The following is a 14177-nucleotide window of genomic DNA, read 5'->3' as shown; positions in this document are numbered from 1 at the left end:
CCGCTCAACAACCCCGTTCTGGGCCGATCTTGAAGGGCTCTGGGGTGATCTTGAAGGGTTCCGGGGCGATCTTGAAGAGGCGCGCGCCATTCTCGTAGCAGACAGCCCGCAGCCAGTCGTCCCCCAGCCCGAGCCGTTCCAGGGCGTGCAGCTGGTGGGCGTACGGGTACGGGATGTTCGGGAAGTCGGTGCCAAGGAGGACCCGCTCGCCCAGGTCCGCGAGCCGGGGGAGGGCTTCGCGCGGGAACGGCGCGAGGCGTTCGCTGAAGTCCGTGAACGCCATCGTCGTGTCCAGCCGCACCTCCCCGTACCGCTCGGCGAGGTCGAGGAAGTCCGCGTACTCGGGCATCCCCATGTGCGCGACGACGAGCCGCAGCCGGGGATGCCGGGCGAGTACGCGCGCGACCGGCCCGGGCCCGGTGTGCTTGCCGGGCGAAGGCCCGGACCCGCAGTGCATCACGACGGGGACACCGGCCTCGGCGAGCAACCCCCACACCGGATCCAGGAGTTGGTCCCCCGGGTCGTACGCCCCCACCTGCACATGCGCCTTGAAGACCCGCGCTCCCGAGTCCACCGCCTCCCGTACGTACGTCTCGACGCCCGGCTCGGGGAAGAGGGTCGCGGTGTGCAGGCAGTCGGGGGTACGACGGGCGAAGCCGACGGCCCAGGAGTTGAGCCACTCGGCCATGCCGGGCTTGTGCGGATAGAGCATGGCGGTGAAGGCCCGCACCCCGAACTGCCGGATCACCGCGAGCCGTTCGTCCTCGTCGCCCCGGTAGGTGATCGGCCACTCGACGCCGCCGGTCAGCGGCCCGAGCCCGTCGAAGTAGCCCCACACCTTGCGCAGCACACGCTCGGGCATGAAGTGCGTGTGCACGTCGACGAGCCCGGGAAGCCCGAGCCGCTCCCAGAACCGCCTGACGTCCTCGCTACTGCTGTGCACGCTCGAACCCGTGGCTGTGCTCGACCTTGGCGATGTGCAGGGTGTAGCGCTCGTACCACTCGGCACGACCGCGCTTCTGCGCCGCGCGGTGCTCGGCATGCGCGCTCCACTCCCTGATCGCGCCCTCGTCCCTGAAGTACCCGACGGTGATGGACAGCCCGTCCGGCGTGCGCGCGTGATCCATGCCCAGGTAGCCCGGGATGTCCTTCACCAGCTCCTCCATACGCTCGGCGGTCTCCCCGTATCCGTTGTCCCCTTCCGTCCGTACGGAGGTGAACACGGCGGCGTAGTAAGGAGGTTCATGGGCTGCGACAGGCGCAATGAAGTGATCGCTCATGTCCGCCACTCTCGGCCGGGGCGCCCCGGTCCGTCCAGCACCTTTCCGAACGGGATCCAAAAGGGATCGAAGTCTTGACCATTCCCACGGTTCAGGGGAGCCCCCGGTACGGGCGAGCCCCCCGTACAGGCGAGCCCTCCGTACAGGAGACCTCTGGGCACAGGAGAGCGCCCCGGTCAGAAGAGACCTGCTCGGGAGAGATCCGGCTCCGAAGAGACCCTGCTCAGAAGAGTCCGTCCTGCACACTGCTGTCCCTGGCCTCCCTCAACTCCCTTACCGGCATGGTCAGTCCCGGGCCGATCGCGGGGGTCAACTCCCACCCGGTCATCAGCCGCGTATCCAGAACGACAACCCCTCTCTCGGTCGCCAGATGCAGATCGGGCCCGGCGGCGGCGCACAGCTCACCACTCACCGTGCCGCCCGCCACGAGCTCGCCCACGACGCCTGCGACGGGTGGCAGACCCGTGAGCCCGAACACCTCGGTGTGGTCGACGGGTTCGAACGGAGCCCGTTGGAGCGACTCGGGCCAGGCGTCGAGCCGCCCGACGCGCGCGTGCAGCTCCCGGATCTCGGCCACCCGCTCGCCGGGCCCCGGCAGCGCCGCCCGTACCGCCCGCTTGTCGGCGTACGGAATCCGGTCGGGCACCTTGAGCGCGGCCCGCAGCAACTCCTCGGCCCGCCGAGCGGCCATCAGCGGCCCCCGCCCCAGCCAGCTGAAGGTGACGGCGCCCTGCTCCAAGAGGCGCGCGGACCCCCGCTCGACTCCGGTGATCCCGACCTTCACCATCCCAGGCCCGAACCACGCCAGATACACGTGGTACGGCCTCGGGTCATCGGCCATCGTGTCGGCGGCCACGGAGTGCGCCCGGTCCAGTCGAGCGCACTCCTCGCACCGCGCGCCGGTACTGCGCCCCGACACAACCGCCCGCACCGGACACTCATGCCCCCGAGCCCCCACACACGTCCGCACACCCCCATCCACCACCCCGAACGCCACCCTCTTCCCCCAGGCCAGCGCGCTGCCCCGCCCACCACCCCACACCAGCACGGGGCCGCCCCCCGACCACCGCAACCCCGAACATCTCCACACCCGCCGCACACCAACGACATTAGGGGGTGGCACTGACAACGGGGCTGACCAGCCTTATTGCGCGAAGCGTCGCTCTCACCGACGCTTCGCGCAACATCAGCACACCAAGCCAAGCGGTCCGGTACCGTGCGGCGAGGCCCGAAGTCGCAACTTGGTTTTGCGACTTCGGGCCTCTCTCATTGCGCTCCTACGGCACTACGGCAGCACGTAGACCGGCGCCCCCTCCGGAGTGCAGCCCTGCTGCCGCATGCAGCCCCGCTTGAGCAGCATCCGTACGCAGTCATAGACGCGCGACTGCGCGAGCCCCGTTCGGCTGGCGATCTCCTCCAGACGGTAACGGGCACCGCCCCGCAGCAGCGCCGGGGCCAGGTAGGCCGCCACCGCGTGGATGTCCTCCGTGACGACGAGGTTCTTCTCCCTCCAGGCGGCGAGGAGCTCCTGGGGCGTCAGCTTCGGTACGCCGGCGGGCTTGAGGCGCGCGGCGGGGTGAGCCAGAGCGTTGGCGATCTGCTGCAGCGCCTCCGCGATCACGACTTGGCTGAGGCTGATCTCCTGCTGACTGCGGCTGATCTCCTGCTGGCTGATACTGATCTCCCGCAACAGCTCGCCATGCTCCTCCTGGAAGGCGAGCAGCATCTCGTCGGCCCGGACGTTCCGCTCTTCGAGCCGCACGATGGCGTCGGCGACCTGCTGGGGCATGACGTATGCGGTGCCGCCGCTGGGGGCGGGCTGGATGGGGGCCGGTTCGAGGGAGTACGAGCCATCGCGCTGGACGGTGACGATGACCTCGGAGACCCAGTTCCTGAACGGTTCCGCGTCCGGCTTGGTGCACCCGTTGACGAGCTGGATGAGACCCTGCAGATTCACCATCTTCATGGTTGAGCGAAGCCCCTGACCTGCAATATTGCGCGCTGCGTCGCTCTGACCGACGCTTCGCGCAATATCTCCGAACGTTGTTGCATGCCGTTGCGAGACCGCGCTCTGCACCGCGTCTCGGGTGTTGGCGTAGCCGAGGTTCTTGGCCACATCCATCGCCGGGAACCAGTGCGTCCCATCCGGCAAAGTAAGCCTCCGCACCCGCGCCCCCGTAGCCGCGAACACGAAGTCATTGATGTCGATCGCGTCCTGCCGCTGCTGTCCCGCCGACTCATCCGGCGGCGTGTTCTGCTCGTACATCGAGCATCACCTCCGCTCCGGAAATTAGGCACACAAAGGTCCAACTCTGTGCGATAGCAAGGATGTTCACCCGACAGGTGACGGAGGTATCGATTCTGCCGCTGACGAGGGAGAACTGCGAGGAAGAGCTCAAACGGCGGACTCGGTCACCGGCTCCCCCGTACCCGACTCGGCAGTCACCCGTACGGGAAGTTCCGCGAGCCGCCCCCGCCCGGCCAGCCGGCACCCGACGCACCCGGGATGCCCCTCGCGCGCGGTGAGGTCCTTGACCCACATCCCCCACTCCGCTGCGGGGCGTCGCCCGGGTGGCTTGCCCCAGCCGGCGAGGTGCAGCACCCAGGTGATCAGGACGCTGATCACCACGACGCTCAGCCCGCCCCACACCCATAAAGCGTTCCCCGCGCAGACGCCGGCCCCCATCACCGCCACTCCTACGGTGGCGATCCCGAACCCGGTCCACCCCGCGACGGTGTGCCCTTCGTCGTACTGGCTCATCTACGGCCTCCTCCTGTGGAGACGACTAGACTCCTCGCAACCCCTCACTACCTAAGAAATTTGGCAACGAAACCTCTCACGCACTAAGGGAATAAGGAAGTACCGATGCAGCAGGGCGGCCCGCCACACTCACGCCCGCACCCGTCCGCGACCTCGGCCGAGGTGCTCCCGGCCATGGACCACTTGATCGCCACGAGCATGCGCGCCCAGCAGGAGATGGCTCAGCGGCTGAACCTGAACCTCACCGACCTCATGTGCTTCACCTGCGTCCTGAAGGCGGGCGACAATCTGCTCACCGCCGGGGACCTCGCGGAACACGCGCGCGTCACGACCGGCGCCGTCACCGGCATCCTCAACCGCCTCGAACGCGCCGGCTACGTCACCCGCCGCCCCGACCCCGCCGACCGCCGCCGCGTCCGCATCGCCGCGCAACCGGCCGCGGTCACCCGCGTCCTGGCCCTCTACGAGCCGTACTACGCCCGCCTGACGGAGCTCTGCTCCGGCTACACCCCCGCCGAAGTCGCCGTCCTGCACGACTGGTTCACCCGTTCGGGCAGGCTGATGAGCGACTACTTGGAGGAGATGCGTGCGACGCCCGGCGACCTACCGCCCCTGGGATGAAGCGGCCTCGACCGTCAGCGCGTAATCCACCCCGACCGAGAAGTCGCCGGCAACCGAGTTGGGGGCCGCGGCGGCGGTGCGTTGGGTACTGGGCACGCCAACTCACAGTCAAGAAAGGGGAGTTGGCAAGCCTGCTCCCCACCGCTTGACGGTGAAAGGATGTCCCTTTGGACCCGTCTATGTGGTGATCATCACGAAATCAGGAAAGATATTCTGTTTTCCAATGATGTGATGAATGTGACTCCTCAAGAGAAGCTCAGGAGGTGTCGTGAGGGTTGCGTGAAGAGCTCGTGTATGTGAATGTCATGATCATGCAGGCCTTCCGAATGATTCGGCGGCCCGTTTAAGGGAGGGCAGTTATGCGCGTCAACGCGCATAACTCAGGCGAAACTCGCGCTTCTCTTTTCCTATTCCGCTCCCGCAATACGGGGAGCTGTCCGTGGGTAAGGAGAACGAAAGTCCGGAATCGCCCGAATTGCAACCCTTCCCTTATGCCATGCATTCTCGAGAAATGGATCAAAGTGAACATAGGCAAGAAGGCGCTTACGACGGCTGCGCTCACTACGGCAGGACTTGCTCTCGCAGCCGCGCCCGCCTCGGCTCAGACCAACGCCCATGGCTACGCCTCGTACGAATCGTGCGGCATCCTCAGCTGCATCACCATCGAAACGGCTGAAGGCTGGTTCACGGCCGAAGGTGAGACCCTGAAGGTCTGCGACATCTATACCGATGGCCACCGCGCCGGAGCCGAACTGGAGTGGTACAGCGGAGGTGCCTATCACATCTACGGCGCCTACGCCACGGGTGGTGACGGTTCCTGCGCGACCTGGACCGACAAGGACATCCCCGAGGGAACCTCGGTCACGATGAGGGTCTGGGACCAGAACGGATCGACCGGGAGCCGCCAGCACCTGAAGACCTTCCACGGCACCGCGTGATCCGCAGCTGCCAATGCGGCCCCTCCCACTACCTGGATGCTGTTGTTTTATTCGGGTCAGCGCTAATTAGCCCTGCGCAGCATCGGCTCGGCGGGGCTTAGCGCTGCGACGTGGCAGGTGCGGGCTCGGGGGCGCCGTGAGAAGCCTTCCGCTTTCCGAACGCGATCGGTTTAAGGACTTAGCAGGGAACCACGTGTACCTGCCGATTGCGGACTGCATTTCGTGGGTGGGCTAAGGGGTGCTCCGGCTGATGGGAGCACCCCTGCTGCGCCTACGGGGAATCTCGTCGTACAGACAACCTGCCTCATGCGCCCGAGGCGCCCGCGGACCATGCCGACCAGTGAATTGGTCTCCTCAATACGCATGCGCCGAGCAACGACGTAGAAGACACTGAGTAGGACGATCGATCCGGCGATGAGCGCCGCAACAGATCCGAGGGCGCCGTGTCCGAGCGCACCGGTGATCGCGTAGCCGTCTGCGGCACCCGCCAGGGCACCAGGGACGGATGCGAGACAAAGCCGTGTGTACGTGCGCAGGACGCGGGCGCCGTCCAGATGACCGCCCAACCGCCGGCTCAGCCGCTGCGAGTCCACTACGACGCCGAGATGGCACAGCGCATCCTCCGCCACTCGCAGATCGCCATGACGATGGAGGTCTACGCCGAGGCGAGCGAGGAAGAGGTACGCGCGGCGATCGGCAAGCTGTCCGACGCGATGGGCGGCACCGGCTGACACGGTTGCTGTACTTCACTGCTGTACGGCTCTGAAACGCAAGAGGCCCCGGATCTCTCCGGGGCCTCTCACCTGTGTGCACTCGGCAGGATTCGAACCTGCAACCTTCTGATCCGTAGTCAGATGCTCTATCCGTTAAGCTACGAGTGCTTGTTTTGTTCTTGTCCCGCTCCCGGGCTTTCGGCCCGCTCGCGGCGACAGGAAGAACATTACATGACTGCCGCCGCCATGTGAAATCCGTTTGCCGCACCCCTTGTGAGCTGGGAAAACGCGCTGCGGCGCCCGGTAACGCCGAAGCCCCGGTCCAAGTGGACCGGGGCTTCGGATCTTGGCGCGGAGGCGGAGGGATTTGAACCCTCGATGGGATTGAAGTCCCAAACCGCATTAGCAGTGCGGCGCCATAGACCGGACTAGGCGACGCCTCCCGCACAGCCGCCCGCGCGAGCGCGAGTGGTGCGTGCAGATGATGACACAGTCGAGCGTCGTGTCACCAATCGCCCCCTACGGTACTAGGCAGGCGGGCCGCAGAGCAAAGCCCATCGCCGCCGCGCAACCGGGCGGGGTGCATGGCGTTAGACAGGTCATGTTGCGCCGACTCGTTCTCACCGCCGCCGCGTCCGCCACCGCCGCGCTCTCGGCCGTACCCGCAGCGTCCGCCGCCCCCGTGTCCGCCGCCCCCGTGCCGGCCGTACCCCCGTCCGCCCTGCCCACCGGACTCGCCACCACAGGGCTGGCCACCACCGCGTCCGGCGAAGCGGTTCCGGCGCACCTGGCCCTGAGGCCCCCGCCGGCCCGCGGCGAGGACTCCGGGGACCGGCTGACCGTCACCGTCCACGGCGTGGGAGGCGATGCGGACGAAACGTACGAGCTGCGGTGTCATCCCGCCGGCGGCAGCCACCCCGACGCGGGCGACGCCTGCCGGAAGCTGGACGGGAGCACCACCTGGGGCAAGGACCCCTTCGCTCCGGTGCCGCCGGACGCCCTGTGCACGATGCAGCACGGCGGTCCGGCCACCGCGTATGTCACGGGGACCTGGGCGGGGCGCCCCGTTGACGCGCGGTTCGACCGCACGGACGGGTGCGAGATCGCGCGGTGGGACGCGCTGGTGCCGGTGCTGCCGGGTCTCCACGCATAGTTGCCGGGTCTTCACGCTAGCGGAGGCAGGGTGGAGGCGGCGCGGAGTCACGGCGACTTCGTGACTCCGAGATGGTCCGGAGATCGTCCGGGGATGGTTCCGAGGGAGTTGCGTGCGAGTTCCGAGGGGGCGAAATGCACGGTCACAGGTTCTACGTCTCTTCTGCGTCTCTTCCGCATGCGACCTCCCTCTCATCCGGCGTCGCGAGCGCAACCACTGCCCGTAGACTCCCTCGCGTGACACGCTGCGGGCCGGTTGGCAAGATGGCATCCGCGGTCGGCAAGGTGCGGTAACAGGGAGGAAGCGTCTCGTGAGCAGCAGGCCATCCCGAGGCGCTGCTCGCCTCGCAGCCATACTGGACGCGCTGCCCGACGCGTTGGTGCTGGTCAACGCCAATGGGACCGTCGTCAACGCCAACACCATCGCCCTGGAGGCCTTCGAGGCCCCGGGCACGGCTCTGGTGGGCCGGGGGCTGCTCGATCTGCTGCCGCAGTTCGACTCCCGGCTGATCCCCGGATCCATGCGGCGGCCCGACACCATCGACGAGCGCGGGCGAACCAAGCCGACCAGGATGATCGCGCGGCGGACCGACGGCACCGAGTTCCCGGTCGAAGTCACCAGTGCGAACCTCGAGAACGGCCAGCAGGCCTACGACAGCTACGGCCCCACCCCTGACGAGCTGCTCATGCTCGTCGTACGCGATCTGTCGGGCACCGTCGACACCGAGGCCGAACTCGCGCGTTCGCAACGACAGACCGAGATGATCCTGCGCGCGGCGGCCGAGGGTGTCGTCGGCACGGACACGGAAGGGCGGGTCGTCCTCGTCAATCCGGCGGCCGCTCAGATACTCGGTTACCGGGCCAGCGACCTCGGCGGCCAGGACCTGCACTCCCTCATCCTTCACTCGCGCGCGGACGGCGAGCCGTTCGCGTACGAGGAGTCTCCGCTCGCCGACACCCTGCGCTCCGGGCGCAAGCACCGGGTGCGCGGGCAGGTGCTGTGGTCGAAGGCCGGGGACAAGGTGCCGGTCGATCTGACGACCGCGCCGGTGCGCGACGGGGACCAGCTCGTCGGCGCCGTCATGACCTTCACCGACCGGCGGCCGTACGACACCCTCGCCGAGGAGAAGGAGGCCGAGGCCACCCGGCACGCCGAGGAGCTCGAACGCCTCGCCGACGAGCACGCCGATGAGCTCAGGACGCTGCGCGAGCAGCACACGGCCGAGCTGGCCGAGCTGCGCGAGCGGCACGAGGAGGAACTCGCCGCCGGCGACGAGCGGTACGCGGCGCTCGGCGAGCGGGAGAAGGACCGGTACGAGGCGCTGACCGCCCGGCACGAGCAGCTGCTCGCCGTGCTCGACCAGTCCCTGCGCGGGCCCCTCGACCAGCTGCGCGGCGAACTCTCCAAGCTCGCGGCCGACGACGCCGGACAGCTGTGGCCCGAGGCCAACCAGGTGCTCCACCATCTCGCGGCCGGCTACTCGCGGATCACCACGCTCGTCGACAACGTCCTCGGTTACCAGCGGCTCGACTCCGGGGCCGAGGAGATCTCCCGTACGAAGGTGATGCTCGACGCGGTCGTCGCGGCCGGTGTCGACGGTGCCGTGGAGCTGATCGGGCCCGGGCGCGTCCAGTTCGCCGTGCACGCGCCGCCCATCGAGGCCGAGGTCGACCCGACGCGGCTCGCGAACGCCCTCGCGCATCTCATCGCGGACGTCGCGGGAGTCGACGCGACCGGCAACGCGCCGGTGTCGGCGGGCGGTTACATGGACAACACCGTCGTCGTGGCGGCGGCGCAGCGCGGTGAGGGCGTCCGTATCGAAGTGCGCGGGCCGTACGCCGGGGGAGACCCGGTGCACGAGCCGATCGTGCGCGGGATCGTGCGCGCGCACGGCGGCGTGCTGCAGACGCACGAGGTACCGGGGATGAGCGGCAGCGCGTACGTCCTCGAGGTGCCCATCGGAGGCGGGGCCGGGACGGTTCCCGCTCCCGAGAACACCCCCGGGGCCGAGGTGGCCCTTCCCGAGCAGGCCTCGCACCAGGGCGGTGGCAGGCGGCGGGCCCGCCGGTCCTCCGTGGACGCCTTCCTGGAGAGCGAGGTGGCGGGGGAGTCAGAGACCGCGGTCGACGGGGCCGCTCCCACGGGGCGGCGTCGGCGGCGTGCGGCCGAAGAGCAGGGGACCGGCGAGGTGTCGGTTCCCGCGCAGGGCTCGGGCGTCGAGGGTCCCGGCGGTGACGGTGGTGCTTCCGGTTCCGGTGGTACGGGGCGGCGGCGCGGGCGGCCGAGTCCGGCCGAAGGCGCGGACGGTGCTGGTACCGGTACCGGTACGGCCGATGGCGTGACCGACGGTGTCTCCGAGGGCGCGGTCGTCACCGCGGCCGAGCACGCGGCGGGAACCGCTGCCATGGGTACGGGTCTTGGCGGGACGGTGCCTCCGCAGGGCGTGCCGGTGCCCTCCGGGCGGCGCGCACGGCGGGACGGCGAACAGCACGCGCTGCCGCCGGCGTTGCCCGCGGCGCCCAGTGCACCCGTCGCCCCGGGTGCGCAGGGCTCGCCGGACGCCGGTGCCGCCGCGGACGCGGGGCAGCCGACCGGACGGCGTCGGCGTGCGCTGGCCGCAGCGGCCGAGCGCGCCGCCGCGCAGGAGGCGGGCGCCCGTACGGTGTTCGCGCTGCCGCCCGCCGAGGCGGACCGCTCACCCGAGTACGTCGAGGCCCAGGCCCAGACTCAGGCCCAAGTTCAGGCCCAGGCCCAGGCTCAGATCCAGGCCCAGGCTCAGATCCAGGCCCAGGCTCAGATCCAAGCTCAGGCTCAGATCCAGTCGGCCGACAGCGGCGGCGCCGGTCACGGGCAGGCCGACGACGGCCGTCATGACGTGATGCTGCACGACCCGGCCGAGGATCACACTCCGCCGCAGCCGCACCCTGTTTCCGCCCCGACGGGACGGCGGCGGGCTCGCCGTGCTCCCGGTCAGCCGGACGGGGCGGGGACGCCCGCGCAGGGGGTTCCGGCCCAGACGGTTCCGGCTCAGGGCGTTCCGGCACAGGCGGTTCCGGCATCGGGGGTTCCGGCATCGGGGGTTCCGGGCCAGACCGTTCCCGCGCAGGGTGTCCCCGCGCAGGGCGTTCCGGGTGCGGCCGCCGCCGGGCAGCCGGCTCCCGTACAGGCACCGCAGACACCACAGACCGCTGCCGCCGCCCAGGCCACCCCTGCCGCCGGGATCCCGGCCCAGCAGCCCCAGCCCACCGCTGCCCCGGCGCCGGTCCCGGCTGCGACTCCGGCTCCTCAGCCGTGGCCGAACGCGAACACCAGCACCGGCACGGGCGTCAACGCCAACGACACTTCAGGCGCAGGCACTCCGACGCCCGTACCCCCCGTGTCCCCCGCCGCCGGTCAGCCAACCCCCGCTCCGGGCACCCCCCTTCCCCCCGAGCTCCCGGCACAGCCGCGGGTCGCTCAGCCGTTGCCCGCCGAGGCCGCGGCCCCGATCGACCCCAACTCGACGCAGGGGCGCGCGATCAGCGTGCGGACGCTCGGCCAGGGCGTCCCGTTCACCCGGCAGCCGGCCCCGCAGGCTCAGCCCCAGGCCCCCACGCCTCCCCCGCACCAGACGAACGGCTCGGGCCGCCGCCGCAAACTCGGTACGCCCCCCGAGCCCGCCGCCGAGCGCCCGGAGACCGCGGCCCGCCCGCACCCGCAGGCCGGACCGGCGCCCACGGCACCCGCCGCGCCCGGGCCCCGGCTGCCCGGAGCCACCGAGGGCGCCGGACGCTCGTACGCCATAGGAGCACCGGACGAGAACGCCGCCGAGGGCCCCGAGCCGCTCGACGGTCCCGGCGGTGCCGTCGAGGTCGCCGACCAGCCGCAGCCGCAGCCCCTGGACGACGAACTGCCCCCGGAGCCGCTGGACAACCCGCGGCGGCTACTCGTGTGGCCCGCGCCGGACGTGACGACCCAGCAGGCGCTGAGCGACCGCGGCTACCGGCCCGTCATCGTGCACTCGCGCGAGGAGGTCGACGCGCAGATCGCCGCCTTCCCGGCCGCGCTGTTCGTCGACCCGTTGACCGGGCCGATCACGCGCACGGCGCTCCAGTCGCTGCGCCAGGCCGCCGTCGCCGCCGAGGTGCCCGTCCTCGTGACGGCGGGCCTCGGCCAGGCGACGCGCGAGGCGGCGTACGGCGCCGATCCCGCCGTACTCCTGAAGGCCCTGGCGCCCCGGGACTCCGAGCAGCACCCGCCGCGCGTGCTGCTCATCGAGGAGCACGGGGAGATCGCGCTGGCGCTGACCGCGACGCTGGAGCGGCGCGGGATGCAGGTCGCGCGGGCGTCGACCGACGCGGACGCCGTCACGCTGGCCTCGCAGATGCGGCCGAACCTGGTCGTGATGGACCTGATGCAGGTACGGCGTCGGCAGGCCGGAATCGTGGACTGGCTGCGCGCGAACGGCCAGTTGAACCGCACGCCGCTCGTCGTCTACACCGCCGCCGTCGACCAGGCCGAACTGCCGCGCCTGGCCGCGGGGGAGACGGTGCTGTTCCTCGCCGAACGCTCGACGAGTGCCGAGGTGCAGGACCGGATCGTCGACCTGCTGGCGCGCATCGGCACCAACTGACCGATGTCAGGGGGCGGTGGGCTTCCGCCTGACCGACGTCAGGGGGCGGTCAGTTTCCGCCTGACCGACTTCAGGAGGCAGTGAGTTTCGCCTGACCGACTTCAAGGGGCAGTGAGTTTTCGCCTGGCCGACGGTGAGTTTCCGCGCCGCCGCCTTGGTCGACGCCCTTACCCGCTCCCGCATGCCTGCGGCAGGCCGGGAATGCGTGGGCGCGACGGTGCTACGTCGGGTGCTACGTCGATGACGTGCGCGTGCGTCGGGTGGGGAGCTGCACGGCTCCCCACCCGACGCACGTGTGTCAGAGCTTCGTCACGTCCAGCTCGCCCTCCGCGTACTGCCTGCGCAGCACCTTCTTGTCGAACTTGCCGACGCTCGTCTTCGGGACCGACTCGATGATCGTCCAGCGCTCGGGGAGCTGCCACTTGGCGATCTTGCCCTCGTCGGCGAGGAAGGCGCGCAGCGTCTCGAAGTCGGCGGTGGAGCCCTCCTTCAGGACGACGGTGGCCAGCGGCCGCTCGCCCCACTTCTCGTCGGGGACGGCGACCACGGCGGCCTCGGCGATGTCCGGGTGGGACATGAGGGCGTTCTCCAGGTCCACGGACGAGATCCACTCGCCGCCCGACTTGATGACGTCCTTGGCACGGTCGGTGAGGGTCAGGAAGCCGTCGGCGCTGATCGTGCCGACGTCACCGGTCTTGAGCCAGCCGTCCTCGCTGAACTTGTCGGCGGGGCGCAGCGGTTCGGCGCCCTGGCCGCCGTAGTAGGCGCCCGCGATCCAGGGGCCGCGCACCTCCAGCTCGCCCGCGGACTCACCGTCCCAGGGGAGCCGTTCGCCACCGGGGCCGGTGAGGCGGGCTTCGACGGCGGCCGGGAAGCGGCCCTGCGTCAGCCGGTACCCGAACTCCTCGTCCGTGCCCACGGCATGGGCCGGCGGCCGGGCGATCGTGCCGAGCGGCGAGGTCTCGGTCATGCCCCAGGCGTGACAGACCCGCATGCCCAACTCGTCGAAGGCCGCCATGAGCGAGGGCGGGCAGGCGGAGCCGCCGATGGTGACCTGGGTGAGGGAGGAGACGTCGCGGGGCTTGGCGTGCAACTCGGCGAGCAGGCCCTGCCAGATGGTGGGGACGGCGGCGGCGTGCGTCGGCCGCTCGCTCTCGATCATCTCGGCGAGCGGTGCGGGCTGCAGGAAACGGTCCGGCATAAGCATGTTGATGCCGGTCATGAAGGTCGCGTGCGGCAGGCCCCAGGCGTTGACGTGGAACTGCGGGACCACGACGAGGGAGGTGTCGCGGTCGGTGAGCCCCATCGACTGGGCCATGTTGACCTGCATGGAGTGCAGGTAGATCGAACGGTGGGAGTAGACCACGCCCTTGGGATCGCCGGTGGTGCCGGACGTGTAACACATGGCCGCGGCCTGCCGCTCGTCGATCTCCGGCCAGTCGTACGTCGTCGGCTTGCCTGCGATCAGCTCCTCGTACTCGTGCACCCGCACGCTCGCGCCGTCGAGCAGCGAACGGTCACCGGGGCCCGACACCACCACGTGCTCGACGGTCGGCAGATGGGGGAGGAGCGGCGCGAGCAGCGGAAGCAGCGAACCGTTGACGATGACCACGCGGTCGGCGGCGTGGTTGACGATGAAGACGAGCTGCTCCGCGGGGAGGCGGAGGTTGAGCGTGTGCAGGACCGCACCCATGGAGGGGATCGCGAAGTACACCTCCACGTGCTCGGCGTTGTTCCACATCAGCGTCGCGACCCGCTCGTCGCCCGTCACCCCGAGGTCGTCGCGCAGGGCGTGGGCGAGCTGCACTGCGCGCGTCCCGGCCTCCCGGAAACTGCGCCGCTGCGGCTCGCCCTCCCCGGTCCAGGTCGTGATCTGCGACGAACCGTGCACGAGCGCCCCGTGCACGAGAATGCGGGTCACAGTCAGCGGTACGTCCTGCATCGTGCTCAGCACGGCGTCCTCCCGGGGCGGCGACATTGCCTACGCGGCAGTAATGGGTTGCGCTGATTCTGCGCACATACCGAGCGGTATGTCACTAGGCGGCCGGATGATCGATCAGTCCGACGCCCATTCGACTGTGGGCAACGATCAGGCCGGG

The 14177-nt window shown here is 69.9% G+C and carries 11 protein-coding genes, 2 tRNA genes and 1 pseudogene; 5 read left to right on the top strand and 9 right to left on the bottom strand.

The features are described 5' to 3' along the window. Nucleotides 1-4: 4 nt before the first annotated feature. The 5 genes from ACFY0T_RS25600 to ACFY0T_RS25580 all read right to left on the bottom strand — a co-directional run bounded on the left by ACFY0T_RS25600 (nucleotide 5) and on the right by ACFY0T_RS25580 (nucleotide 4041). On the bottom strand, nucleotides 5-1042 hold the full coding sequence (locus ACFY0T_RS25600) for an amidohydrolase family protein (RefSeq protein ID WP_388874830.1): 1038 nt from the start codon (nucleotides 1040-1042) through the stop codon (nucleotides 5-7). After that, a complete protein-coding gene (locus ACFY0T_RS25595) occupies nucleotides 930-1280 on the bottom strand; it encodes an antibiotic biosynthesis monooxygenase family protein (protein WP_388874828.1) in 351 nt (116 codons plus the stop codon). The genes ACFY0T_RS25600 and ACFY0T_RS25595 overlap by 113 nt, the downstream gene beginning before the upstream one ends. Nucleotides 1281-1503: 223 nt before the next feature. Continuing rightward, entirely contained in the window at nucleotides 1504-2379 is an 876-nt protein-coding gene (locus tag ACFY0T_RS25590; RefSeq protein WP_388874825.1) for a DUF2797 domain-containing protein, read from the bottom strand. 186 nt (nucleotides 2380-2565) lie between these two features. After that, complete coding sequence (locus tag ACFY0T_RS25585) at nucleotides 2566-3546, bottom strand: Bro-N domain-containing protein (protein ID WP_388874822.1); 981 nt, start codon at nucleotides 3544-3546, stop codon at nucleotides 2566-2568. A 129-nt stretch (nucleotides 3547-3675) separates the two neighbouring features. Continuing rightward, complete coding sequence (locus ACFY0T_RS25580; RefSeq protein ID WP_388874819.1) at nucleotides 3676-4041, bottom strand: HGxxPAAW family protein; 366 nt, start codon at nucleotides 4039-4041, stop codon at nucleotides 3676-3678. A 174-nt stretch (nucleotides 4042-4215) separates the two neighbouring features. Here ACFY0T_RS25580 and ACFY0T_RS25575 point away from each other — a divergent pair, with 174 nt between their 5' ends. Both ACFY0T_RS25575 and ACFY0T_RS25570 read left to right on the top strand, forming a co-directional pair. Then, on the top strand, nucleotides 4216-4662 hold the full coding sequence (locus tag ACFY0T_RS25575; RefSeq protein ID WP_388874816.1) for a MarR family winged helix-turn-helix transcriptional regulator: 447 nt from the start codon (nucleotides 4216-4218) through the stop codon (nucleotides 4660-4662). Nucleotides 4663-5153: 491 nt separating this feature from the next. Beyond that, complete coding sequence (locus ACFY0T_RS25570) at nucleotides 5154-5600, top strand: hypothetical protein (protein WP_388874813.1); 447 nt, start codon at nucleotides 5154-5156, stop codon at nucleotides 5598-5600. 308 nt (nucleotides 5601-5908) lie between these two features. Here the strand turns inward: ACFY0T_RS25570 and ACFY0T_RS25565 are convergent. Beyond that, nucleotides 5909-6205 (bottom strand): annotated as a pseudogene (locus tag ACFY0T_RS25565) (murein biosynthesis integral membrane protein MurJ); the annotation flags it as partial. Here ACFY0T_RS25565 and ACFY0T_RS25560 point away from each other — a divergent pair. Then, a complete protein-coding gene (locus ACFY0T_RS25560) occupies nucleotides 6155-6331 on the top strand; it encodes a hypothetical protein (RefSeq protein WP_388875181.1) in 177 nt (58 codons plus the stop codon). The pseudogene ACFY0T_RS25565 and the gene ACFY0T_RS25560 overlap by 51 nt on opposite strands. Nucleotides 6332-6408: 77 nt before the next feature. Here the strand turns inward: ACFY0T_RS25560 and ACFY0T_RS25555 are convergent. Together ACFY0T_RS25555 and ACFY0T_RS25550 are read right to left on the bottom strand one after the other, a co-directional pair. Continuing rightward, nucleotides 6409-6481: transfer RNA gene (locus ACFY0T_RS25555), tRNA-Arg, on the bottom strand. A gap of 184 nt (nucleotides 6482-6665) precedes the next feature. Further along, nucleotides 6666-6756: transfer RNA gene (locus ACFY0T_RS25550), tRNA-Ser, on the bottom strand. Between the two features lie 158 nt (nucleotides 6757-6914). Between ACFY0T_RS25550 and ACFY0T_RS25545 the strand changes: the two genes are divergently transcribed. Together ACFY0T_RS25545 and ACFY0T_RS25540 are read left to right on the top strand one after the other, a co-directional pair. Next, a complete protein-coding gene (locus tag ACFY0T_RS25545) occupies nucleotides 6915-7466 on the top strand; it encodes an SSI family serine proteinase inhibitor (RefSeq protein ID WP_388874810.1) in 552 nt (183 codons plus the stop codon). 310 nt (nucleotides 7467-7776) lie between these two features. Next, the gene (locus tag ACFY0T_RS25540; protein WP_388874808.1) at nucleotides 7777-12078 is read left to right on the top strand and encodes a PAS domain-containing protein; all 4302 of its coding nucleotides are present in this window, start codon (nucleotides 7777-7779) and stop codon (nucleotides 12076-12078) included. A 298-nt stretch (nucleotides 12079-12376) separates the two neighbouring features. Here ACFY0T_RS25540 and ACFY0T_RS25535 read toward each other — a convergent pair whose 3' ends face one another. Continuing rightward, nucleotides 12377-14056, bottom strand: coding sequence for a long-chain fatty acid--CoA ligase (locus ACFY0T_RS25535; protein WP_388874806.1), 1680 nt, complete (start codon nucleotides 14054-14056; stop codon nucleotides 12377-12379). Between the last annotated feature and the right edge of the window lie 121 nt (nucleotides 14057-14177).

Origin of the sequence: Streptomyces sp. NPDC001530, assembly GCF_042894545.1 — a bacterium.
Lineage (GTDB): Bacteria > Actinomycetota > Actinomycetes > Streptomycetales > Streptomycetaceae > Streptomyces.
This window is presented reverse-complemented; position numbering and strand designations above follow the sequence as displayed.